Origin of the sequence: Mesorhizobium australafricanum, from assembly GCF_033977265.1 — a bacterium.
In the GTDB taxonomy this organism is placed as follows: Bacteria; Pseudomonadota; Alphaproteobacteria; order Rhizobiales; family Rhizobiaceae; genus Mesorhizobium; species Mesorhizobium australafricanum.
In genome coordinates this window covers 198,682-221,386 of sequence record NZ_JAVIIT010000007.1, presented here as the reverse complement: position 1 = coordinate 221,386, position 22,705 = coordinate 198,682, and the positions used below count along the sequence as shown (strand labels likewise).

22 protein-coding genes are annotated in these 22,705 nt (G+C 62.4%); 12 read left to right on the top strand and 10 right to left on the bottom strand.

What is annotated here, in order from left to right; all coding sequences use genetic code 11:
- Positions 1-83 precede the first annotated feature (83 nt).
- The 4 genes from RFM98_RS16075 to RFM98_RS16060 all read left to right on the top strand — a co-directional run bounded on the left by RFM98_RS16075 (position 84) and on the right by RFM98_RS16060 (position 3,726).
- Positions 84-737 carry a TetR/AcrR family transcriptional regulator gene (locus RFM98_RS16075; protein ID WP_320309781.1) on the top strand — a complete coding sequence of 218 codons (654 nt, stop codon included), beginning with the start codon at positions 84-86 and terminating at the stop codon, positions 735-737.
- Positions 738-780: 43 nt separating this feature from the next.
- A complete protein-coding gene (locus RFM98_RS16070; RefSeq protein WP_320309780.1) occupies positions 781-1,812 on the top strand; it encodes a histone deacetylase family protein in 1,032 nt (343 codons plus the stop codon).
- 436 nt (positions 1,813-2,248) lie between these two features.
- The gene (locus RFM98_RS16065; RefSeq protein ID WP_320309779.1) at positions 2,249-2,959 is read left to right on the top strand and encodes a helix-turn-helix transcriptional regulator; all 711 of its coding nucleotides are present in this window, start codon (positions 2,249-2,251) and stop codon (positions 2,957-2,959) included.
- The gene (locus tag RFM98_RS16060; RefSeq protein ID WP_320212435.1) at positions 2,956-3,726 is read left to right on the top strand and encodes a helix-turn-helix transcriptional regulator; all 771 of its coding nucleotides are present in this window, start codon (positions 2,956-2,958) and stop codon (positions 3,724-3,726) included. The genes RFM98_RS16065 and RFM98_RS16060 overlap by 4 nt, the downstream gene beginning before the upstream one ends.
- A 61-nt stretch (positions 3,727-3,787) precedes the next feature.
- Here RFM98_RS16060 and RFM98_RS16055 read toward each other — a convergent pair whose 3' ends face one another.
- The 10 genes from RFM98_RS16055 to RFM98_RS16010 form a co-directional block, all read right to left on the bottom strand.
- Positions 3,788-4,225 (bottom strand): BspJ family T4SS effector nucleomodulin, encoded by a 438-nt coding sequence (locus RFM98_RS16055; RefSeq protein WP_320309778.1) that lies wholly within the window; start codon positions 4,223-4,225, stop codon positions 3,788-3,790.
- Between the two features lie 17 nt (positions 4,226-4,242).
- A complete protein-coding gene (gene flhB, locus RFM98_RS16050) occupies positions 4,243-5,325 on the bottom strand; it encodes a flagellar biosynthesis protein FlhB (RefSeq protein WP_320309777.1) in 1,083 nt (360 codons plus the stop codon).
- A 24-nt stretch (positions 5,326-5,349) separates the two neighbouring features.
- A complete protein-coding gene (locus RFM98_RS16045; protein WP_320212438.1) occupies positions 5,350-6,372 on the bottom strand; it encodes a flagellar motor switch protein FliG in 1,023 nt (340 codons plus the stop codon).
- A gap of 43 nt (positions 6,373-6,415) precedes the next feature.
- Entirely contained in the window at positions 6,416-6,796 is a 381-nt protein-coding gene (fliN, locus tag RFM98_RS16040; protein WP_320309776.1) for a flagellar motor switch protein FliN, read from the bottom strand.
- 30 nt (positions 6,797-6,826) lie between these two features.
- Positions 6,827-7,729 (bottom strand): FliM/FliN family flagellar motor switch protein, encoded by a 903-nt coding sequence (locus RFM98_RS16035; protein ID WP_320309775.1) that lies wholly within the window; start codon positions 7,727-7,729, stop codon positions 6,827-6,829.
- 70 nt (positions 7,730-7,799) lie between these two features.
- Positions 7,800-8,675: a flagellar motor stator protein MotA gene (gene motA, locus RFM98_RS16030; protein ID WP_320309774.1), complete on the bottom strand. Its 876-nt coding sequence runs from the start codon at positions 8,673-8,675 to the stop codon at positions 7,800-7,802.
- 262 nt (positions 8,676-8,937) lie between these two features.
- Positions 8,938-9,939, bottom strand: coding sequence for a sugar-binding transcriptional regulator (locus RFM98_RS16025; RefSeq protein WP_320309773.1), 1,002 nt, complete (start codon positions 9,937-9,939; stop codon positions 8,938-8,940).
- Between the two features lie 60 nt (positions 9,940-9,999).
- Entirely contained in the window at positions 10,000-11,250 is a 1,251-nt protein-coding gene (locus RFM98_RS16020) for a class II aldolase/adducin family protein (RefSeq protein WP_320309772.1), read from the bottom strand.
- Between the two features lie 44 nt (positions 11,251-11,294).
- The gene (locus RFM98_RS16015; RefSeq protein ID WP_320309771.1) at positions 11,295-12,851 is read right to left on the bottom strand and encodes an FGGY family carbohydrate kinase; all 1,557 of its coding nucleotides are present in this window, start codon (positions 12,849-12,851) and stop codon (positions 11,295-11,297) included.
- 44 nt (positions 12,852-12,895) lie between these two features.
- Positions 12,896-13,939, bottom strand: a complete 1,044-nt coding sequence (locus RFM98_RS16010) for a 2-hydroxyacid dehydrogenase (protein WP_320309770.1) — start codon at positions 13,937-13,939, stop codon at positions 12,896-12,898.
- A gap of 119 nt (positions 13,940-14,058) precedes the next feature.
- Here RFM98_RS16010 and RFM98_RS16005 point away from each other — a divergent pair, with 119 nt between their 5' ends.
- The 8 genes from RFM98_RS16005 (at position 14,059) to RFM98_RS15970 (ending at position 22,560) form a co-directional block, all read left to right on the top strand.
- A complete protein-coding gene (locus tag RFM98_RS16005) occupies positions 14,059-15,375 on the top strand; it encodes an ABC transporter substrate-binding protein (RefSeq protein WP_320309769.1) in 1,317 nt (438 codons plus the stop codon).
- Positions 15,376-15,486: 111 nt separating this feature from the next.
- Positions 15,487-16,332 (top strand): carbohydrate ABC transporter permease, encoded by an 846-nt coding sequence (locus tag RFM98_RS16000; RefSeq protein ID WP_320309768.1) that lies wholly within the window; start codon positions 15,487-15,489, stop codon positions 16,330-16,332.
- Positions 16,329-17,159: a carbohydrate ABC transporter permease gene (locus RFM98_RS15995; protein WP_320309767.1), complete on the top strand. Its 831-nt coding sequence runs from the start codon at positions 16,329-16,331 to the stop codon at positions 17,157-17,159. Before RFM98_RS16000 ends, RFM98_RS15995 begins: the two co-directional genes overlap by 4 nt.
- Positions 17,160-17,167: 8 nt before the next feature.
- The gene (locus RFM98_RS15990; RefSeq protein ID WP_320309766.1) at positions 17,168-18,205 is read left to right on the top strand and encodes an ABC transporter ATP-binding protein; all 1,038 of its coding nucleotides are present in this window, start codon (positions 17,168-17,170) and stop codon (positions 18,203-18,205) included.
- A gap of 308 nt (positions 18,206-18,513) precedes the next feature.
- Positions 18,514-19,635 carry a DUF1217 domain-containing protein gene (locus tag RFM98_RS15985; RefSeq protein WP_320309765.1) on the top strand — a complete coding sequence of 374 codons (1,122 nt, stop codon included), beginning with the start codon at positions 18,514-18,516 and terminating at the stop codon, positions 19,633-19,635.
- Between the two features lie 7 nt (positions 19,636-19,642).
- The gene (gene flgF, locus RFM98_RS15980; protein WP_320309764.1) at positions 19,643-20,365 is read left to right on the top strand and encodes a flagellar basal-body rod protein FlgF; all 723 of its coding nucleotides are present in this window, start codon (positions 19,643-19,645) and stop codon (positions 20,363-20,365) included.
- A gap of 4 nt (positions 20,366-20,369) precedes the next feature.
- The gene (gene fliI / locus RFM98_RS15975) at positions 20,370-21,791 is read left to right on the top strand and encodes a flagellar protein export ATPase FliI (protein WP_320309763.1); all 1,422 of its coding nucleotides are present in this window, start codon (positions 20,370-20,372) and stop codon (positions 21,789-21,791) included.
- On the top strand, positions 21,772-22,560 hold the full coding sequence (locus tag RFM98_RS15970; protein ID WP_320309762.1) for a hypothetical protein: 789 nt from the start codon (positions 21,772-21,774) through the stop codon (positions 22,558-22,560). The genes fliI and RFM98_RS15970 overlap by 20 nt, the downstream gene beginning before the upstream one ends.
- The last annotated feature ends 145 nt before the right edge of the window (positions 22,561-22,705 follow it).

The following is a 22,705-nucleotide window of genomic DNA, read 5'->3' as shown; positions in this document are numbered from 1 at the left end:
GTCAACATGCCGAATTTGGAATGTATTGTGGACAGCACCGCGCGCCGATGGTGAGGCCGAGCGGGGAACGGGGGCAGCAAGCAGTGAAGCGCAGTCTCGACCGCAAGACCAGGATAGCGCTCGAACCGCGCAAGCAGCCGCGGCAGAAACGGTCAAGCAAGGTGGTCGACAGGATTCTCGACGCGGCGCTGATCCTGACGCGAGAGCAGGGAACCAGAACGCCGACGACGCTCGCCATCGCGCAGCGCGCGGGCCTATCAGTCGGTTCGGTCTACCAATATTTCCCCAACAAGGAAGCCATCCTTCTCGAACTCGGCAGGCGCTGGCTGTCGTCCTTTCCCGAGGTGATCGCCAAGCGCATCAAAGTCGCCCCACCCACCAACCCCGAAGAGTTTCGCCGCGAAGTGCGCAAGCTCTTTATCGACACGTCCCGGATCTATCTCGACAACGCGACCCTGATGCCGGTGATCGAGGCGATCTCCGGCAACGCCGACCTGAGGCCGATCCAGGACGAATACGACAAGGACATCATCGCCCTCTACGCCGCCTGGCTGCAGCATGTGAACCCGGCCCTTGAGGAAAAGACCGCCAAGCGGCTGGGCCTGGTGATGATGGAGGTCGGGCACGCCTGCAGGCTTGTCGGACTAAAGCGGGATCGCAAGACATTCGACCTCATCGAGGACGATGTGGAAGCCATGTGGCTGGCTCTCGTGACCCCCTATCTCAACCTCGACTGATTTTCGCACCTCCAACTGATTTCGCACTTCCAGGGGAATTTCTATGAAAACTGTCTATTCGCCGCTTCATGCCGGCCACTCAGGCCAGATGGAACTGGTCACCTCGGCGATCGTGCCGGGTTTCGAGAAGCCGTCGCGGGCCGAATTCATCAAGGCGCGGGTGGAGAGCGAGAAGCTCGGGCCGATCATCGGACCGGTTGAGCACGACCTCGCCGCCGCCAAGCGCGTGCATGAGGCCCACTACATCGATTTCCTGCCGACGGTGTGGCCGGAATGGGTCGCCGCCGGTTTCAAGGGATCGGCCATGGGCTTCACCTGGCCGACGCGCGGCCTGCGCGGCGACGTGCCGCCGAAGCGCGTCGATGCCTTGCTCGGCTACTATTCCTTCGATGCCGGCGCCACTTTCGTCGAAGGCACCTGGGCGGCGATCAAGTCTTCCTATGACGTCGCGCTGACCGCTGCCGCCCTGGTCAAGGGCGATGAGCGCACCGCCTTCGCGCTTTGCCGTCCGCCCGGCCACCATGCGGGTGCTGCCTTCATGGGCGGATATTGCTTCATCAACAACGCCGCCGTCGTCGCGCAATGGTTCCGCGACCAGGGCGCCAAACGCGTCTCGATCCTCGATGTCGACTATCATCACGGCAATGGCACGCAGGAGATCTTCTACCGCCGCGGCGACGTCCAGGTGCTCAACCTGCATGGCGATCCGATGGTTGAGTACCCCTTCTTCCTCGGCCATGCCGACGAGCGCGGCGAAGGCGAAGGCGAAGGCTTCAACGTCAATTACCCGATGCCCTTCGGCACCGACTGGGACGGCTGGAGCGCATCGCTTGAGGACGCCTGCGCCAGGCTCACGGCCTACGCCCCCGATGCGGTCATCGTCTCGCTCGGCGTCGACACCTTCGAGAAAGACCCGATCAGCCAGTTCAAGCTGAAGAGCGGGGATTACCCGAAGATCGGCCGCCGCATCGCCAAGCTCGGCCTGCCGACGCTGTTCGTGATGGAAGGCGGCTACGCGGTGGAAGAGATCGGCATCAATGCCGTCGGCGTGCTGACGGGTTTCGAGGATAGCTAAGCCAATCCCCCTCAAGGACATACGCCCTCGGATGCAACCGGGGGCGTATTTTTTTGCGAACCCGCCAGGAATCACCGGCCCAATTCGACTTTGAAATCACCACCACGTAACGCGAAGACTGGCCGCTGAGTCGCAATGCGAGTCCATCAGATTCGATTTTGTCAAATCGCGTTTGATGTCGGATTCATCTGCGGGTAGATTAGACCCGAATCAGCCGGTCCATGGGGGGCGCGGCGACCACCCAAAGTCTCAAGTCCCGGCGCCAGGCCGGCACCAGACGCGGACGGTTTCGCGTTCCCTAGAGGGATTCGGCGCGGTTGGGCGCCGTTCGCGCCTTTGAGTGTGTCTTCGTAAACGTGACGCGTTTCGGGTCCGGCCGTTGGCTTCGCCAGCGCCGGGCACAAGGATCGATTCCGGCAAGAATCCAAGAATTAAAATGAGCAGTTCCGCCGCGCTTCTCCAACCCGATGCTTCAGGCTCGCGCCTGACGTCGCGCGGCGATCTCACCAGCTTCTTCATGCAGCTTGCCGCCGATATCGGCGCCGACAGCTACATGCTGGTCGCCATCGTGCATGACCAGGACCGCAACGATGCGCGCATCGTCTCCTCGAACTGGATCTTCGACGCCATTGAGCTGATCGGCAAAAGGCTGATCGCCAACCTGGCGCTAGGCCCCTTGACCGTGGCACCGGGCGTACGCCCAAGGCCGTTGGTGGCCGCGCACGCGCCTGACGCCGGCGCGTTGCTGACCGGGGAAGAGGCCCGCCTGCTCGACGTGCTTGGCCACGCCGAAATCTATTCGTTGCGGCTCAATGTCGGCCGGCAGCGCCTGTTCGTGCTGTTCTCGGCCGCAGAGGCGGGGAAGATCGACCTGACCGCCCTGATGAAGGCGCAGCTCAAATGCTGCTATGCGCTTTCCAGCATTCCGCAGCTGATCGCGGCGGCGTCCATGCAGGATCCGCTGTCGGACCGCGAGCGCGAATGCCTGTTCTGGGTTTCGGAAGGCAAGACCACCGATGAGGTGGCCGTCATCCTCGGCGTCTCGTCGAACACCGTCAACAGCTACATCACGCACGCCATCCAGAAGTTCGCGGCCAGCAACCGCGCGATGGCGATCGCGACGGCGATCAGGAGCGGCATCATTTGAAGCACGCACAGGTCAGAGAGGCGGCCGCCGCCCTTTTCAACGATCAGCGCAACCCGTTCGGCGCGTTCTCGCTCGGCTCGGAGACCCACCACGCGGTCACCATTCCGGATGCCGTGCGCCGCTGCCGCTGGATCGCCGTCGACATCAACGCCTCGGCCTTCGGGCTATATTTCGTCAGCCCGTCCGCGGAACGCGCGCGGCTCGTGGCGTGTTTCGATTCCGATTATCCCGGCACGGCGGTCGCGACCAAATTCATCTCTGGCGCCAATGGCGAGGATATGGTGCGCCACAGCCGCATCTCGACGGCGCCGCGCTGGTGGGCGGACGATGGCGCGGCCGGCTCGCGGCAGATTTTTCAATCGCTCGCCTGGGCCGAGCCGACGGCGCCGCTGGCGCCCGGCACCAACGGCATCGCCTTCCCCGTGCATGCCGATCGCGGTCAATGCGGGCTGGTCGTCTTTCTGGGTTCGGAGATCGCGTTGTCCGACGACGCGCTTTGCGAGATCCACGCCCGCTCCTTTGCACTCTTCGCGGCGGTCGCCCGCATCCGGCCCAGCGACACCGGCAGGACGCGCTCGATCTCCAAGCGCGAGCTCGAATGCCTGAAGCTGACAGCCAACGGCAACACCAGCGAAGAGATCGCCAAGCTCCTCAAGCTCTCGGTGCACACCGCCAACCAGTACCTCACCCAGTCGACGCAGAAGCTCAACGCGGTCAACCGCAACCAGGCGGTCGCCAAGGCGTTGCGGCTCGGCCTGATCGAATAGCCACACCAAGCCCGCAGCGCTGAACGCGCCGCGGCAAGGTTGGCCGTCTGCTATCAAACCATCAAGGAAATGCCAGTGGCTCGGTCCTGCGGATGCGCGCTTCGTCGATTGCGTCCTCGAGCAAGGCGGTGTTGTGCTCGGGCGTCTCGCCAGGCTTCTCGAACGACACGTAGTTGACCACCACGGAAGCACCGTGCTCGGTCAGCGTCAGCTGGAAATACACCGTCACGCCGCGCGGCCGCAGCTCCAGATCGAGCACGATGCGCGGGCTGCCGCCCCAGTCGACATGCGCCTCGCCGCCATGGCCAAGCCGCAACGTGCCCGGCCGGAAGTAGAGCTCGGCGGCCGAATCCACCAGGTCCGACAGGCAGGCGAAATGCTCGAGCCGGATGAAGGCGATATAGTCGGCAACGTCGATGAGCCTCAATTCGCCCACCACAGGCTCGATGGCGCTGGCGACGATGAGCTCGCGGGAATTGGCGTGTGGTTGCCGGTCCATGGATTAGCGGCGTCCGTTCATTGGGTTGCTTTGCGCGCGGCCTTTTTCGAGTAGACGATCCGCACCAATTCGGCGACCGCCTGGTAGAATTGCGACGGGATCACGCTATCAACCGAAACTTGCTTGTACATGGAGCGCGCAAGCGCCACGTCCTCGAAGATCGGGATGTTGTTCTCCCTGGCGATCTCGCGGATCTTGAGCGCGACCAGATCCTGTCCCTTGGCCAGCACGATCGGAGCGGAATCCTCGTCGCGCACATATTTCAGCGCGATCGAATAGTGCGTCGGGTTGGCGATCACCAACGTCGCGCGCGGCACAGCCGTCATCATGCGCTTGCGCGCCCGGTCGCGCGCCAGCGAGCGCAGCCGCGACTTGACGATCGGATCGCCTTCCGACTGCTTCATCTCGTCCTTGACTTCCTGCCTGGTCATGCGCAGGTCGCGCCGCCAGTGGAAACGCGACCAGACGATGTCGACCACCGCGATCAGGCCCATGACGAAGACGATCGCCACCAATATGTCGACGAAGATGCCGCGGATGACCATGCCGAACGAGACCGGGTTGGTGATCATGCCGGCGAGCAGCTTGCGGTGATCTTCCGACAGCGTGAAGCTCAGCACAGCGATTGCGAAGCCGAGCTTGGCAAGCGACTTCAGGAATTCGACCCACCCCTGCACGCCGAACATCCGGCTCCAACCCTTGGCGATCGAGATGCGCGACAGCTGCGGCCTGATCCGTTCGCCGACGATTTGCGGCATGTTCTGGAAAATCGAGGCGCCGATGCCGGCAACCGTCAAAAGCACCAGCAGGCTGACGACGGCACGGCCGATCTCGGTCATCACCTGCTTGTAGAGCGAGATGACGTCGGTCTCGGTGTCCATCGGCCAGGCTTCCGGCTTTTCCAGGAACGTCGACAGGAACATGCCGAGATCGACAACCGCGTCCTTGGCGTAGAAGACGGCGAAAACCAGTATGGCGAGGAAGGACGCAAAGATCGCCGTCTCACGCGAATGGGGCAGCTTGCCCTGTTCGATCGTGTCGCGGATCTTCTTTTCTGTGGCTTCCTCTGTTTTGGAATCCTTGTCGACCGCATCCGCCATGGCGCTCTGACCGGGTCGTTATCGTCAAGCGGCTTCGGCGGCGGCCGCCTGCGTCGAAGGCAGCTCGAAAGCCCCTTCGCGCGACAGCCGGATGGCGGCGACCGATATGCTCTTGCGGGCCGCCATGATGTCGGCAAGCGCAATGCCTTCCGATCCTTGTCCGAGTTCGGATTCGATCATGCGGCGAGAGCGCGCGCCGATTGCCGATAGCGCGGATTCGGCAAGTTCCGGCGCCGCGCCGCGCAGCGCCAGCGTGACGAGCTCGGTCGACAGCCCGTCGAACAGCAGAACCCGCGCTTTCTGCGGCAGCAGAGGCAGGTCGTCGAAGGCGAACAGCCGCGACCTGACGCCGGCGAGATCGGGCGTTCCGGCTTGTTCCAGGTCCTGCATGAGGTCGTCCAGTTCCGGCTTCGCCATTTCGTTGAGCATGCTGGCGACGCGTTCCTGGCCGGCCGAGGTGTCCCTGCTGGCCTTCTGCGACAGCACGCTTACGCGCAGCTGGTTCTCGACGATCCGGGATGCCGCATCCGGGATGTTGGCCATCGTCACCATGCGCTTGATGATCTGGCTGCGCATCGGCTTTTCCATGGTGAGGAGCACATTGGCGGCTGTCTGCGGCGCGAGCTTCGAAAGCACCATGGCCGACGTCTGCGGATGCTCGCCGGAAAGGAAGGCGCCGAGCCGTGCCGGTTCGAGCTTTTCGAGGTCCGGCCATATCGGCGCGGGTCCTTCCGGGACCGGCTCGAACTTCTTGTCGCCCATGATGGCGCTCATCTCCTCGGGCGATAGCGATTCGTTCAGGATCGTATCCATTCGGTCGGCTGAATCGAGCAGGCCCGCGCCCTCGGTGAATTCGGCTTCGAACTCGGCGACGATGCGCTCCAGGTCGGCCTGCGGAATGGTGCGCAGCAGACGCGCGCCCTCGATCAGCGCCTTCAGTTCATCCTGTTTGAAGAATTTGAGCAGCCGGCTGGCCGCGGGCTTGCCCATGGCTACCAATATGGCTGCCGCCTTTTGCGGACGTGTGAGCGCCAATGCCGTCGTCATGCGTGTAGCCCTCGCTGCCGATTGGTCCGTCCGCCGACCATTCTCAGGCGCTCTTCGTCGCGGCGATGATCTCGGTGAGTCTGATGCCGAAGCGCGTCGGATCGCTTTCCAGCACCGTGATCTCGCCGCGCGCGATCTTGCGGCCGTTGACCACGACGTCGACGGGCTCGCCGATGCGGCGGTTGAGCGCGACAGTGGAACCCTTCTGCAGTGCCATCAACTCCGACACCGGCATCTCCGTGCTGCCAAGGATGATCTGCACGTCGACCGGAATGGTCATGATGATCGAGGAATTGGCGCCCGACTGAAGGGCGGCATCGGGGCGATTTTCTTCTTCCCGCAGCACGCCGCGCAGTTCCTCTATGGCGCGGTCGAGCTGTTCGTCGGGCTGATCGGGTTCGGCTTCCACCTTGGTCTTTGCCATCTGTCGTCTCCATAAATCCCGGGCCTGGCGTCAGCCCGGCATCAGTCCGTCGATGAAATCCTGCCCGGCATCATGCGGATGGCTGATGCGAACGGTGTAGTTCTGTCCCAACTTGCCGAACTCGCAGACAAACAATGTTTTGTCGCGGGTGCTGAGCCTGGCGTTGAGCTGCGCGTTCTCCTCGAATTCGATCACCTGGCCGGGCTCGAACGCCGCAAGGTCGCCGAGCGTCAGCCTGGCGAGCGGCATCGTCGCCTCGACGGGGACGGTCGAGCGCATCACCTCTTCGGAGAAGCGGGCCCGCCAGTCGAACTCCGTGGCCTCCCCATCCTCGCCCGCGGTGGCCTCGGCGCCGCGCGAGGTAAGCAGCAGGCGCTGCGGGATCATCACCGTGAGCGTGCCGCTGTCGGACGGCGTCGACAGGCCATAGACGATGCGCACGGCGGCGCCGTCGCGCAGCACGCGCCGCCTCGCCTCGTTGCCGGACATCGCCTTCGGCACCGGTAGGCGCAGATCGAGCGAGCGTTTGCCGGAGCCATTGAGCGCCGTCGCGACCTCCTGGAAAACGGTGGTCGCGACATCGGCCTCGATCTGCGACAGGTCGCGCTCGATCGGCGCGACCGGCTGGTCGGGATCGCCGCCGAACAGCGCGCTCACCATGACGGCGACCGCTTGCGCATCCATCACCAGCGTCATGGCGTCGGCCGAGGCCGGCGAAGGAATGATGCTCAGCGCGAACGCCTCGCCGGCGCGCGAGCGCGCCTCGGGGACGCGGCTGACTTCCACGACTTGCAGATCGACCGTCACCGGCGCGCCGAGCTCGCCTGCGAGCGCCTTTTGCAGCAGCGGCAACGCGCGCTCGGCCATGCCGCGCCCAACGCCGATCACCTGCGCGGCCTCGCCGCTGTCGCCGACGAGGCGCTCGATGATCAAGGCCCGCGTTTCTGACGGACTGGCCGGGCTGGTCATGACGGCAAGCGGCCCTGTCTGAGAAGGAGCATGCTCAGGCCGCCTTCTTCTCGGCGCCGCCAGCGTTCATGGTGCTCTGCTCGACGGCATCGATCGTCGGACGCTCGTAGGAAGAGATGGTCTTGCGGCCGAACTCGATCGCGACCTGCGGCAAGGCGCCGTTCATATACGCAAGCAGCGTCTGCTTGACGATGATGTAGAGGCGGTTCTTCTTTTCGCGCACTGTCTTGATCTTGGTAGCGACCGGACCGACCACGGCATAGGAGAGGAAGATGCCGAGGAAGGTTCCGACGAGCGCCGCGCCGATCAGCCCGCCGAGGATTTCCGGCGACTGGTCGAGCGCGCCCATCGCCTTCACCACGCCGAGCACTGCGGCGACGATGCCCAGCGCCGGCAGGCCGTCGCCGACCGCCACCATCGCGTGATAGGCCTTCAGCTTGTCGGTGCGGATCGTCTGGATCTCCTCATCCATCAGCGCCTCGATCTCGTGCGAGCGGGCATTGCCGATGATGATGATGCGGCAATAGTCGCAGATGAAATTCGTCAGATCGTGGTTCTTGAGCACGGTCGGGAACGCCTGGAAGATGGCCGACTCTTCCGGGTTGTCGATATGCGCCTCGACCTCGCTGCGTGACTTCGAGCGCAGCTCGCGCATCAGGCTGTGCAGCACGCCCAACGTCTCGAGATAGTCGCGCTCCTTCGGCACCGCCTGCTTGAACGCTTCGAGAATGCCCTTGCCGGTGTCCTTGACCGTCTTCATCGGATTGGCGACGAGGAAGGTGCCGAGCGCGGCGCCGCAGATGACCACCGCTTCCCATGGCTGCAGCAGCACATGCAGATGGCCGCCCATGGCCATGAAGCCGCCGAGAACGCAGCCGAGCGTCACCACAAGTCCGATCAGAATGCCCACGACAGGTCCTTCCGCATGTCACGTCGTGGATCAGGGATAGTCCCCGTGCCTTGTGTGAGGCTTGAAACCCGGCACCAGGCCAGGCGCAAACATCCACCATGGCAACGGCTTCATCGAGTTCGTCTACGAACTTCGACCGACGCCGGCGCGACCTGCGCGTCCGCGCCACCAAGTCGCGCATCGCCACACGGTATCGACACTGCGCCGTTTCGGTGCCCGCTCGCCCGGTCCCCGACCAAATGCAGCGCGCTTGAATTGGGATTCACATCAAGCCCAAAATGGCCTTGGCCATGCCCTCATTGGTGATGAAGCCATTCACGCAGCCGGACTTCAACGCAGCGAAGCCCGCTTGCGCTTTCTCGGCGCCGCCCGCCACAATGATCAGCTCATGTGAAGAGAGTATCGCCGGGCTCACGCCGATCGTACGCAGCGCGACGCTTTCGGTGATGAATTTGCCCGTGTCGGTGAGCAAATTGCCGGCAATATCGGCCACGACATTCAAATCGCGCAGTTCCTTGATCTCAAGCTTAGAAAGGAGGCTGTAGCTTTCAAAGAAGGAATTGACGCCCACGTGGCCCAGGCCAGTGAAATAGAAATCCGCCTCGTTCACCAGCTTCATGGCCCAGGACATACCGCGCTGGCGCAGGAAAAGCTCCCGGTCTGCCGCTGTCTCGACAATCAGCGGCGCGGTGAAAGCATGGCCTTTGCCGCCCGTTTTCTGGATCAGCGTGTTGATCACTTCAAAGGGGTTTGCATCATTGAGCACAGCAAAGTCCCCGGTCAATGACACAAAGCTTGTGTCAGGCCGGTGGACGGAGGGCAGGGAGCGCACGGTCGCCGCCATGGTACGGCCAGAGCCAATGCCGATGGTGCGGGGCTCGGTTGATTCCAGCCGGTTGAATAGGAAGGAAGCAGCCGCAGTCGAAACGACGCTCATGGCCGAGAACATATCGCCCTCAGTCCCGCCATCCGGTGCTACCATGCACGCCGAAAGGCCAAAAGCTGCGATCAGTTCTTTTTCCAGCTCCATGCAGAAGGTAGGCACACGGTCAACGAAGACGCGCACATAGCCGCGCTCGTAGGCGAGCTGCAAAAGCCGATGAACCTTCATGCGGCTCATACCGCGCCGATCCGCCACCTCGGCCTGGCTTAAGCCCTGCACGAGGTGAAGCCAGGCCACGTCGGCAGCAAGGCTGAGATTGTCAGTATCCCAACGTTTCTCTTCCTTGTGTGCCGCGGCGGACGAGGCGCTTTGCTTTTTCATGGCGAAAAACTATTCGATGGGAATCCGGAAGCAACCCAAAACTGAGGAAAGCCCCAAGACTCATGCGCTTTTCAGCTTGGCCTGCTCCAAGGACCAATACTCCATGTCAAAGAACTCGTTTTCCTTGATCGGGGTAAAGCGGCCGAGCTTTTCAGCAGCGACAATGACACGCGCGGCCTGTTCGGCGAGATCGGCACATATCCTGGCTTCTTTGTCATTGCGGCCAATACCGACCACGCCAAGCCCGCGAACAAGTGCGACTCGCGGCAGCGGATCAAGCATGGCCTTAGGCTCTGCCGCTTGCGGGGCATGGCGGCTGAAGTAGGCCGTGTAGTCATCGACATAGCGGACCACAGCGCGCTTCCAGTTTTCGGCCGAGAATTTGACGTCCCCCAACACCGGCTTCTGCTTCAAGCGGATCACATGGTCCGGCGTGATGGTACCGCGGCCGCTCACCTCTTCAAGATCGGGTATCGCAAGAAACTCTGAGATGCTCGCATTGGAACGCACATCAAAGGTCACGCCCTTCATGAAAGCGGGATAGGCCTGCAGCGCTTGCGCCAGCTTGCCAAGGACGTCCGTCTTCGCGGCGCCGTCCAACGGCCCATTTGCTTCAGGCGCGCGCAGGGCCGCGCCATGCCTGGCAATGAAGTCCTCGCAGGCCGTGGTGAAGGCCAGGATGGCTTCATAGGAGGTACGCGCGTCGTCATGGAAGCTGAACAGGCCATGATTGACGAGGAACAAGCCCTCGCAATCCGGCACCTTGTCGAAACAGTTGGCGGCTTCGATGGCAAGATCAAAGCCCGGCATCACATATGGCACGATGGCGAGTTTCTTGCCGAAGATTTCCTTGGCCAGTTCTGCGGCATTGGGCTGGTCGGCGATCACCAAGGCCGCCGCGGAATGGGTGTGGTCGACAAAAGCTGCGGGCAGGAAGGCATGAAGCAGTGTCTCGACCGAAGGATTGGGGCCTGACAGGTCGATCATATTCTTGCGGAGTAGAGCCACCATTTCAGGGTCCGAAAGGCGTGGACCCTTGCGTGTCGCAAGGAGAGGTTCGTGGACGATGCTCGGCAGGCCAGGCGCCTCAATGGTGGCGAGGTCCCATCCCGATCCCTTCACGTGAATGATCCGGCGCCTTTCTTCCTCGACCTTGACGGACGTGTTGCCCCCGCCATGCAGTACCAGGTCCATCTCCCGGCCGAGGAGTTGCGACGTATAGACTCGCAAAGCGAGCGCTTCCGCGGCCGCATTGCCTTTTCCGCGCGCACGCCATGAGTTGGCCGTTGCGTCATTCCAAAGTGATTGCATTCGAGGTTCCGATCTTGGAGAGGGTGATGATGAAGATGGCCGCGTCAGGTAAGAGCGCCTGCCGGCCGCCACAGCGGCTCTACCAGCCCTCGGTTGGCGATCTTGGTGATCTCGCCATTGAGGGCCATCCACTGCCGTTCCAGACTGCTGTAGGCCTCATGTTTTTCGGGCGCGGGCTCGATCTGGCGCTCCACCGGGCTTGCCATCGCAGAGACGGCCTCATCGAGCGTCTTGAACAAGCCAGCGCCGACAGCCGCAAGCATCGCGCAGCCGAGGGCTGTCGTCTCTTTCACCACTGGAATGTCGACCGGCAGGCCGAAGACATCGGCAATGATTTGCGGCCAGAGCGCGCCCTGACTGCTGCCCCCGGTAAATTGGATACGCTCAAAGGAATAGCCGGAAAGCGCCTTGAGCGTCTTCAGATGATCATGCGCGATGAAAGCACCCGCCTCCATGATACCACGTGTAGCCGCGCCAATGCCCACATCGGCGCGATTGATGTTGAAGCCGAGGAAGCCGGGGGCCGGGTGCAGCCACCGGTCGGCCTGCATCGGATTGGCCATCGTTGCATAAACACCCTCGCAGCCCGGCGGAACAGCAGTTGCAAGCTCTTCCATGCGCTGGAAGGCCTTGGACCGTTCGGAGGCGGGCAGCAGCGGCAGCACAAAGGCATCGCGCAGCCAGCGCATGGAGAAGCCGGTGAGGAAGCCGATGCCTTCCACCATCCATTCCCCGGGCTGCACATGGCACAGCGTACGCGGCGAACGCTTCGGGTCTATGAGTGGTTTGTTGGCGAGAATGGTTGTCTGCCAGAAACTGCCGCCCACCAGGGTGGCATCGCCCGCGCGACGCCCGAGGCCGAAGAGGGCAAGCTGCGTGTCCGCCCCACCGGCAATGACCGGGGTACCTGCAGCAAGGCCGCAGCGTTGCGCGGCTGCGGTCATCACACGGCCGACCACCGTGCCGGGCTCGACCACCGGCGGCATGATGGCAGGATCAAGGCCGATGGCCTCCACCAGTTCCATCGACCATGAGCGCTTGGAAAGATCGAACAAGGCCGAGGAAGAACCGACACTCGGCTCGGTGTAGTAGGTGCCGGTGAGGCGCGTTGCCAGCCAGTCCGAAATCAAGCCGATATGCCGCGCCCGGCTGGCAAGGTCGGGGTGACGCTTCTGCAGCCATTTCAAGCGGGCGGGGGCGGTGATCGAAACCCAGTCGCCGGCCGTTTCATAGATCTTTTGTGCTATGCCTTCGCGCACCAGTTCATTGGCCTCGGCCTGCGCGCGGGCATCTACATTGGGACAGGCCCAGAGCACGGTACCTGCCGCATCATAGAGCACGACGCCCTCGCGCATCGAAGTGGTCGAAACCGCGGCGATTTCCGAAGAGCTCAGATTGGCCTCGTGGATGGCTTTGCCGATCACGCGGTCAACCAGCGCGCCATTGACTTCCGCCGCAAAGTCGAAACCGCCCGGCACGTCCGGGACTGCTGGATGCGACCATTCCTCTTGCGCCAGGCTGACGATGGCGCCCTTCAGGTCGTAGACAATGGCGCGGCCGCTGCCGGTCCCGGCATCGATGGCTAAGACATAGCGTCCCAATTTCTCCTCCCGGCGCAACTCATGTTCCTGGTTTTATTAGCCAGTCATGCACATTCATTGATAAGCGGCTTTCCCTCCAGAAAGCGCTTGAGATCGGCCACCACTGTCTCTGCCGCATAGGTCGCAACGCGCCGCGAGGCGCCAGCGATATGCGGGGTCAGCGTCACGTTGGGGAGTGTGAGCAGATCGTCCTTGGTATCCGGCGGCTCTACCTCATAGGCGTCGAGGGCCGCGCCACCCAACGCGCCGCTCTTCAGCGCCTGAACAAGCGCCTTCTGGTCGATCAGTTCGCCGCGTGCGTTGTTGATGACGATGGCACCGCGCTTCATGCTTGCAATGTGCTCCTTTGACAGCATGCCCCGCGTCTGGTCTGTCAGCCGCGCATGCAGGGTGACCACGTCGCTACGCTTGATGAGGTCGTCGAAGTCGGTCTGCTCAACGCCGTCAGCACTGTCATAGATGTTGAGCTTCACGAAGGGATCGCACACCAGCACCTTGCAGCCGAAGGGCTTGAGCAGGCGCACCACGCGCTGGCCCACATGGCTATAGCCGACAATGCCCACCGTGAGATCGCAAAGCTCGTCGCCGGTACGATCGTAGCGGTAGAGGTCGCCGCGCCATGCGCCGGCGGCCATGCCCACATGACCTTCAGCGATCTTGCGTGTGCAGGCGAGGATTTCGCCGATGGTGAATTCGGCAACTGCGGTTGCATTTCGGCCCGGCACATTAGCCACCCTGATTCCCTTTTCGCGCGCGGCAGCCATATCGATGTTGACCGGACCGCCTCGGGTAACGCCAATGAATTTCAATTTTGGCGCGCGCTCAATCAAGCTGCGGGAAATGGGCCCCAGATGGGTCAGCAGCACATCAGCACCCATCACGTAAGCTTCGATGTCTTCCGGCTTGCCGCTGTATTCAGCGATCTCCGGGCCGGCGGGGCCGGAACGGTCGAAGAAGGGCACATCCGGCCAATCCGAATCGCAACCGTCGAGTTCATAGCCATCGGCGAGAACTGCCTTCAGCGCCCGGTCGAACACGGCCATCCCAATAAACTGGTCGCCAACCGCCGCGATCTTCAGCTTGCTCATCCTAGCAAAATCCTCCTGTGTGATAAAAATCACTTGACTGTTATTAATATCACAGATCAATATCACAATCGAGGCCGGGTGGAAGAATTTTTTTGGACCGGCCATCGGGAGGAACAAAAATGAAGAAGTTCATGAATGGCCCCGGCATGACGCGACGGGGCATGATCAAGGCCGGCATCGGCGCAGCAGCGGCCGCGCTCGCAGCCTCGCGCTTTGCTTCGCAGGCTTATGCGGCCTCGGGCGGCAATATTACGGTTCTCGCCTCACAGCCTCAGGCCGGCGGCATGCAGATCGTGGCCGACGCGTTCAAGGAAGCCACTGGGGTTTCAGTTGAGGTCGTCACGGCACCCCTGGACCAGATCCAGCAACAGCTGACGCTTGACCTGCAGTCGGGCGCCAAGCGCTTTGACGCTTTCGATTTCTGGTACGTGTCCAAGGGCGCGCTTGCCGATCAGGGCATCCTGCTCGACCTCACCGACCGCATCGCCAAGGATGCCGGCGAAATCAGTCCCGATGACTACATTCCGGCCCTTTACGATGCCTACAGCCTACACAAGGGCAAGCGCTATTCGTTGCCGTTCGACGGCGACACCCACGCACTTTTCTTCAACAAGGAGATCTTCGAACGCAACGGTGTGACCCCGCCCAAGACTTGGGATGACGTGGTGGCCGTTTCCAAGAAGATCACTGAGGCTGAAGGCAGCAAGGGCATCTATGGCATGGCGCTGATGGGCGTAAAGGCGCCGATCCTCAATGTCTCGGTCTATGCCAACCGCCTCGCCAATTATGGCGGCGCCTTCATCAACGATCAGGGCAAACCGGCACTGAGTTCGGATGCCGCCCTGGCCGCAGCTGAAAATCTCGTTGCCACTGTTCCCTATTCCCTGCCGACTCCGGCTGAAACCGGCTTCGAACAGGCGCTTACTGCCTTCATCGGCGGCAAGGCGGCCATGACCGAAGGCTGGACCGACCTTGGCACCTATGCCGACGATCCGAAGAACTCCAAGGTTGCCGGCAAGTGGGATGTCGTGCCGCTGCCGATCGGCGGCAAGGCTACTACGAGCCGCGCGCCGCTCAATGCCGGCTGGACGCTCGGTGTCTCGACCTACAGCCAAAAGCAGGATGTAGCCTGGGCCTTCATCAAGCTCGCCTCTTCAGCCGCCATGGGTCTCAAGTTGATTACCACCACGGGAAGCGGCATCGATCCGTTCAGGAAGTCGAACCTGAATGATCCGAAATACATTGCCTTCAACCCGGGGGTTCAGCGTGCCGCTTCATCCGCGCTCAACGGCGCGGTGGGCTGGCCCTCTGGTGCGCAATCTCCGCGCATGCTGGAAGCTCTCTCCGAGCAGCTCGCGGCGATGGTCTCTGGCGAAACCAGGCCGGAAGACGGCTTGGCCAATGTCCAGGCAGCCTGGGAACGCCTCCAGGATTAAGGCACAACAACTGTCACGGATGGCGGATCGCTTCCCTGCCATCCGTGAACACGGTCAAGACAGATGAACAAGTCTTTTCAATCCCAGCGTTCGACGTGGGCGGGCGCAATCATGGTTGCGCCGATGGTGAGCGGGCTGGCCGTCTTTGCCGGTTATCCGCTTGTCTATCTGATCGCATTGGCCTTCACCCGCTCTGATTTGGGCGACCGCTTCCAGAAGTTTGTAGGTCTCGGCAATTTCATCTGGGCGCTGAAGGGCACTGTCTTTGCCACGTCGCTCTTCAATGCCATCTGGTTCGCACTGGCGGTTTCCGCCGTGCAGCTCTGCCTTGGCCTCTTCATTGCGCATCTGCTGAACAGCTATGTGCGAGGAGGCCGCTGGCTCCGTGCCCTGATCCTCCTCCCGATGATGACGCCACCGGTGATGGTGGGCATCGCCTGGAAGCTGATGCTCAATCCCGCCGGCGGCTGGATCAATGGCGTGCTTTTGCGAAGCGGCCTGACCAGCGAGCCAATTTCGGTTTTCGGCGACCGCTATCTTGCTTTCCCTGGCATCATGGTGGCCGACACTTGGCAGTGGACGCCGCTGGTGGCGCTGCTTTGCTTCGCGGCCCTTACCACCGTGCCTGAAGACGTTTATGAGGCGGCGGCCCTTGATGGCGCCTACCCGCGCCGCATGTTCTGGACCGTGACCCTGCCGATGATCGCGCCGGCTTTGGTGGCGATCTATCTCCTGCGCCTCGTCATGGCCTTCAAGACTTTCGACCTTGTCTACGCGCTCACGCAAGGCGGCCCCGGCAACGCCACCACTATTGCGACTTTCGAGATTTGGAAAACCGCAATGCGCGAATTCGACGTCGGCCTCGCCGCGGCACAAACCATTCTCTTTGCCCTGACTGTCTCGATCGTGACGCTGCCCGTGGTCGCCCTGTTCAACTATCTGGAGAGCCGCCGGTGATCGAGGGTATGCCCATTTCGAAGATTGCACGCCGCCTGGCTTGGCTGTGGCTACTGATCATCATTGCCTTTTTCATGGTGCCCATCGCCTATCTCCTCGCCACCTCCTTCAAGACGCCGGACGACGTCCTTCAGGGCTATCTGCTGCCCGGCAATACGACGCTGGAGAATTATCCAGCCGCCTTCCGTCATGTGCCTATCGCCAGCATGATCCGCAATTCAACCCTCATCGCGGTTCTGAGCGGCATCATCACCCTGGTGATCACCGTGCCTGCCACTTATGCCATGGTAAAACTTGGCTTCCTGCGGCGGGTGATCCCCAACATCACACTGGCTTCCTATGCCGCACCACCCATCATCGCGCTGGTGCCGCTGTTTTTCCTGATGCAGATGATCGGGCTCATCGACACCATTCCCGGCCTGGCGCTGGTCTATGGCATCATGAACATTCCCGTTGCCTTCTGGCTGCTGCGCAGCTTCGTGAAGGATATTCCCGACGACATTGATGAGGCCGCCTGGGTCGACGGCGCTGGTTATTGGCTCACTCTCCGCCGAATCGTCTTGCCGCTGTTGTGGCCCGGCATCATCGCCACAGCCCTGATCTGCATCATACTCTCGTACAACGAGTTGCTCTTTGCCTCCGCCATGACCTTCAAGGACACAAGCCGCACCATCACCGTTGGCATGTCGCTTTTCCAGGGCGAAAGGCTTGTCAATTTCGGCCAGATGGCGGCCGGCTCCTTTGCCGGCATGCTGCCGGTCTATGTCATCGCTGTATTCTTTCAGCGCTACCTTGTCGGTGGCCTCACCCAGGGAAGCGTCAAATAGGTCTGATCATGGTTGCGATTTCAATTCAGGGTCTGGAAAAGCGCTACGGAGAATTGCCGGTTCTGTCCGGTATTGACCTCGAGATTGCCGATGGCGAATTCGTGGTGCTCGTTGGCCCCTCGGGCTGCGGCAAGTCTACGCTTCTGCGCTGTATCGCCGGCCTCAACACCATTTCAGGCGGAGTGATCCGCTTTGGGGACCGCATGATGAACGGCTTGCCGCCGCAGGAGCGCAATGTCTCCATGGTGTTCCAGAACTACGCGCTCTATCCGCATCTCACAGTGGCGGAGAACATGGCCTTCGGCCTCAGGATCAAGAACGTCCCCAAGGACGAGATCAGCCGCCGCGTTGCCTGGGCGGCTGAAATACTTTCAATCACACCCTATCTGCAGCGTCGCCCGCGCGCGCTCTCAGGTGGCCAACGCCAGCGCGTCGCCATGGGCCGCTCGATGGTGAAGTATGCGGATGCGTTTTTGTTCGACGAGCCGCTTTCCAACCTGGACGCCAAGCTGCGCGTGCAGATGCGCAAGGAAATCCGCAATCTGCAAATGAAGATCAAGACCACCTCGATCTACGTGACACATGACCAGGTCGAGGCCATGACCATGGGCGACAGGATCGTAGTGATGAATGCCTCGCGCATCGAGCAGGTGGGAACACCGCTTGAGCTTTATGAAAACCCCAAGACCCAATTCGTCGCAGGCTTCATCGGCTCACCGCCGATGAATTTCCTCGCCGCGGAGTCTAGCGGCCGCGAAGTGCGGCTGGTCAATGGCGCCGTGCTGAAGACTGTCGTGGATCATCGCGGGCCGGTGACGGTGGGCATCCGCCCGGAACACTTCTTCGGTGGCGGGGTTGAGAACCGCATCATGGTGCCGGTGAAATACCGTCAGGAACTGGGGGCGGCGGTCAGCTATTTCGCGGAGATCGGCGGCCAGGAGATCGAGGCCTATGACGCGCGGCCAGATCGTCTGCCCAAGGACAAACTCGACCTTTGCGTGGCGCCCGAACGCATTTTACTGTTTCATGAAGGCAGGCGGCTGTAAGACCCCTGCCTGATGGTCGCGCCGGAGCGGCCCGTCCCTTCTCCTTGTGGATCACGACATGATCGCTCCGCAGCCGCAGGGTGGCGCAGACCGCCAGACATCGGTGTAATGGAGTGGGCCCGTGCGGGTTCCGGCCTGGATCATCCGTGATCGGGGCCTCCCCTTTATGGATCGGCGCCGGTCGGGCCTTCCCGACGCATTGCGCCGAATCCCACAGAGCTTGAATCCCAAGGCGAGAGTATCCGATTCAGCTTCGCGCAAGGAAGTGACGCTATTGTGCCGGGATAGCTTCGGCCGGAGGCGTGTCCTTGCTCAATACCTACACCAGCTATCAGTTGATTGTTAAAGACATCAACAAGTCGATCGACCAGGTTGAAAAACAGCCGACAGTCGATCGGGATACCCAATATTATCTGGCCAACATCACGAAGGTGAAATCGATCGACGATTTCGTCAACAACGATCGGCTGTTCAAATATGCCATGAAGGCCTACGGCCTCGAGGGCATGGACTATGCCAAGGCCTTCATGGTCAAGGCGCTCAAGGAAGGCGTTTCCGACCCGGACAGTTTCGCCAACAAGCTGACCGACAAGCGTTACGCCCAATTCGTCAGCGCCTTCAATTTCGCCGCCAACGGCGCCGATGCGACCGTGTATAGCAAGGCGCAGCAGCTGGTGACGAAGAATTACGCCACGCAAGCGCAGATCGCAGGGCTCGATCCGAACTCGGACTATGTGAAGGGTGAGACGACCTATTACCTGGCAAACATCACCAAGGTGAAGTCCGTCGACGACCTGATGGGCAACAGCCGGCTCTACACCTACGCGCTGGCCGCGTTCGGGCTCGATTCCGCCACCGAAGACAAGGACCTGATCAAACAGGTCCTGCAAGGCGGCGTGCGCGACCCCAACAGTGTCGCCAACAAGCAGGCCGATCCGGCCTATGCCGCGCTGGCCTCCGCCTTCAACTTTGAACAATACGGCGAAAACGCCACCACCTATGTTCCGGCGCAGCAGCCGACCGTCGACAGATATATGCGCCAGACGCTGGAGGAAGACGCCGGCAAGACCAACGAGGGCGTGCGGCTGGCGCTTTATTTCCAGCGCAAGGCGCCGGACATCACCAGCTGGTATGACGTGCTCGCCGACACGGCACTTGCCAGCGTGGTGCGTTCCGCGCTCGGCCTGCCCGATTCCTTCGCCACCGCCGACATCGACAAGCAGGCGCAGTTGTTCGAGCAGAAGCTCGACATCAAGGATTTCACCGATCCCGAGAAGCTCGGCAAATTCCTGACCCGCTTCACCAGCATGTACGAGATCAACCACCCGACCTCGACGGCCGTGTCGTCGATCAGCGTGCTCTTCGCGAAGCCGACCACCGTCGGCATCTCCACCGATCTGATGATGGCCATGCAGCAGTTGAAGTTCTGAGAAGATCATGCAGGACAGTCTTTACGTCGCCCTTTCCTCGCAGATCGCGCTCGAGCGCCGTCTCGACACCATCGCCGACAATGTCGCCAATGCCTCGACCATCGGCTTTCGCGCCACCGGCGTGAAGTTCGAGGACGTCGTCTCCGGCACCGGGCCCAGGTCGGTTTCCTTCGCCTCCTCCGGCAAGACTTATCTTTCCGGCGCGCATGGCGCGCTGAGCGAAACCGGCAACCCGTTCGACTTCGCCGTCCAGGGCGACGCCTGGTTCGCCATCGACACGCCCGCCGGCACGGTGATGACGCGTGACGGCCGGTTCTCCATGAACGAGAACGGCGAACTGATGTCGATCGAAGGCTATCCGGTGCTGGACAGCGGCGGCGCGCCGATCCAGCTCGATCCGCGCAACGGCCCGCCCAAGGCAGGCGCCGACGGCTCGCTCAGGCAGAATGACCAATTGGTCGGGGCCATCGGCCTCTACAACTTCGATCCCGGCGAGAATTTCGTCCGCTATGGCAATTCGGGCATCGTTCCGGCGCGCACGCCCGAACCTGTCACCGATCGCTCGGGCGTCGGTGTCGCTCAAGGGTTTCTGGAAGAGTCGAACGTCAACCCGGTGCTGGAAATGACCCGGCTGATCCAGGTTCAGCGCGCTTTCGAGAACACCGCAGCGCTGATGCGGCAGACCGATTCCTCCACCGACGAAGCGATCAAGACGCTCGGCTCGAAGTGACGGCATGACGATCGGCTCGTCCCTGTTGCGCGCTTCCGAGAGCCCGGCGGATACCGGACGGGCGGACAGGCTGGCCGAGCTCGAACGCGTCTTCCGGCGGTTCGACGATCCGCAGACGCTGCTTGCGCGCGGCGGCCGCGTCGCCGAGATATCGCCGACGCATTACAAGGTCCGCGGCCTGTCCGGAATTGCCAGGCTGGGCGACATCGTCGAGCAGCGCGGCAAGGCCGGCGCGCGACGCGGCGAGATCGTCAAGATCGGCAGCGACGAAGTGGTGATCGCGCCCTTCGAACGCAGCGCCGATGCCGGCATTGGCGACGCCGTCTTTCGCCGGGGCCCGCTCGCGGTCACGCCGCATGTCTCCTGGCGCGGGCGCGCCATCGATGCCTTGACCCGAGCCATCGACGGCGGCCCGCCACTGATCAGGCCGAATGCTGCCGACGTCACGCATGGCGCGACGCCAGGCGCCTTGTCGCGGCAGCGCGTCGGCACCGGCTTCCTCACCGGCGTAAGGGTGATCGACATCTTCACCCCGCTTTGCTTCGGCCAGCGGCTCGGTATCTTCGCCGGTTCCGGCGTCGGCAAGTCGACGCTGCTTGCCATGCTCGCCGGCGCCGAGGCCTTCGATACAGTGGTCGTGGCCCTGATCGGCGAGCGCGGCCGCGAGGTGCGCGAGTTCCTCGAGGATACGATCGGCGCCGAGAGCATGGCCAAGACCGTCGCGGTCGTCGCCACCAGCGACGAAAGCGCCATGATGCGCCGGCGCGCCCCCGACACCGCCATGTGCGTGGCCGAGCATTTTCGCGACCAGGGCCATCGTGTGCTCCTGGTGCTGGATTCCATCACCCGCTTTGCCCATGCGCTGCGTGAGGTTGCGACGGGAACCGGCGAGCCCCCGGTCGCGCGCGGCTATCCGGCCTCGGTCTTCACCGACCTGCCGAAGCTGCTCGAACGCGCCGGACCGGGCGCCGAAGGCCCCGGGGTCAAAGGTAGGGGCTCGATCACCGCCATCATCTCCGTGCTGGTCGACGGCGACGATCACAATGATCCGGTTGCCGACTCGGTGCGCGGCATCCTCGACGGCCATGTCGTGCTCGACCGCGCGCTTGCCGAGCAGGGCCGTTATCCGCCGGTCAATCCGCTGTCGTCGATCTCGCGCCTCGCCGACAAGGCCTGGAGCGCCGAGCAACGCATGCTGGTGACAAGGCTCAAATCGATGATCGCGCGCTTCGAGGATACGCGCGACATCCGCCTGCTGGGCGCTTACCAGAGCGGCGCCGACGCCGAGCTCGATATCGCGGTGCGACAGGTGCCGCTGATTTACGAGGCGCTCACGCAATCGCCGCGGGACCGCGCATCGGCCGATCCGTTCGCCGACCTCGCCCGCCATCTCAAGGGGAAGCTCAATGGCGATCAAGGAGACTGAGCTCCAATACACCGAGCGCATGCTGCGCGACATGCTTGCCGAGGCCGAGGCAGCGGAGAGGGCTGAGGCCGACAAAGCAAGAATTGCCAGGGATAAGGCCGCGCGCGCCAAGGCGGTGATGGCAACAGCTCTTCTGATGAGAGCCGACAAGCCGCATCCGCCGAGAACATCCGCTGCCGCGATCGCCGATGAGGCACAAGTCAGCCGCGATTCGTTGATCGACGGGCTTTTTCCAAGCACCGAGTGGCCACAGCCGCCGAAAGCCCAGTTCCCGCGCCTGGTCGACAGACGCGCGGACCGCCGCAGCGATCTTGTCATCGCCGCGCTCGGCATCACGCTCGGCCTGATCTGCGCATTGTTTCCCTGGTACATCTTCTTCAACCAGGAGCAGTTCGGCGTCCAGGCCATCAAGTTCGGCGGCAGCGGCAGCAATTCCGGACGCGAGGGCGGCGGCGTCGTAGCCGAACGCAGCGGACCGCTGACGGCCAAGGACGTTCCCAATGCCGATATCGACCTGTTTGCCACGGGAACGGTGCAGGACGAACCCGCGCCCGCGCCCGGTGACCAGCCATTCCCGGCCGCCGCTTCGGAATTCAAGATGGTGCATGTCGCCAACGGCCGCGCCATGATCGAGGACGATACAGGTCTTTGGATCGTTCAGCGCGGCTCCGTCCTGCCGGATTCCAGCCGCGTCGCCTCCATCGAGCAGCGCGGCGGCAGGTGGGTGATCGTCACCAGCACCGACAAGGTGATCCAGCTCTCTAAGTAACGGCTAATGCATGTCGCCCAGAAGTGTGCAGCGGTTTCGGACGACATAATGCTCTATTTCCTTGGTTTAGAGCCGGATTCTGATTTCAGGTCGAACAGAACTGAAATCATCCGGCTCTAGGGCTGCATAGCCCTCCCCGCGCAAG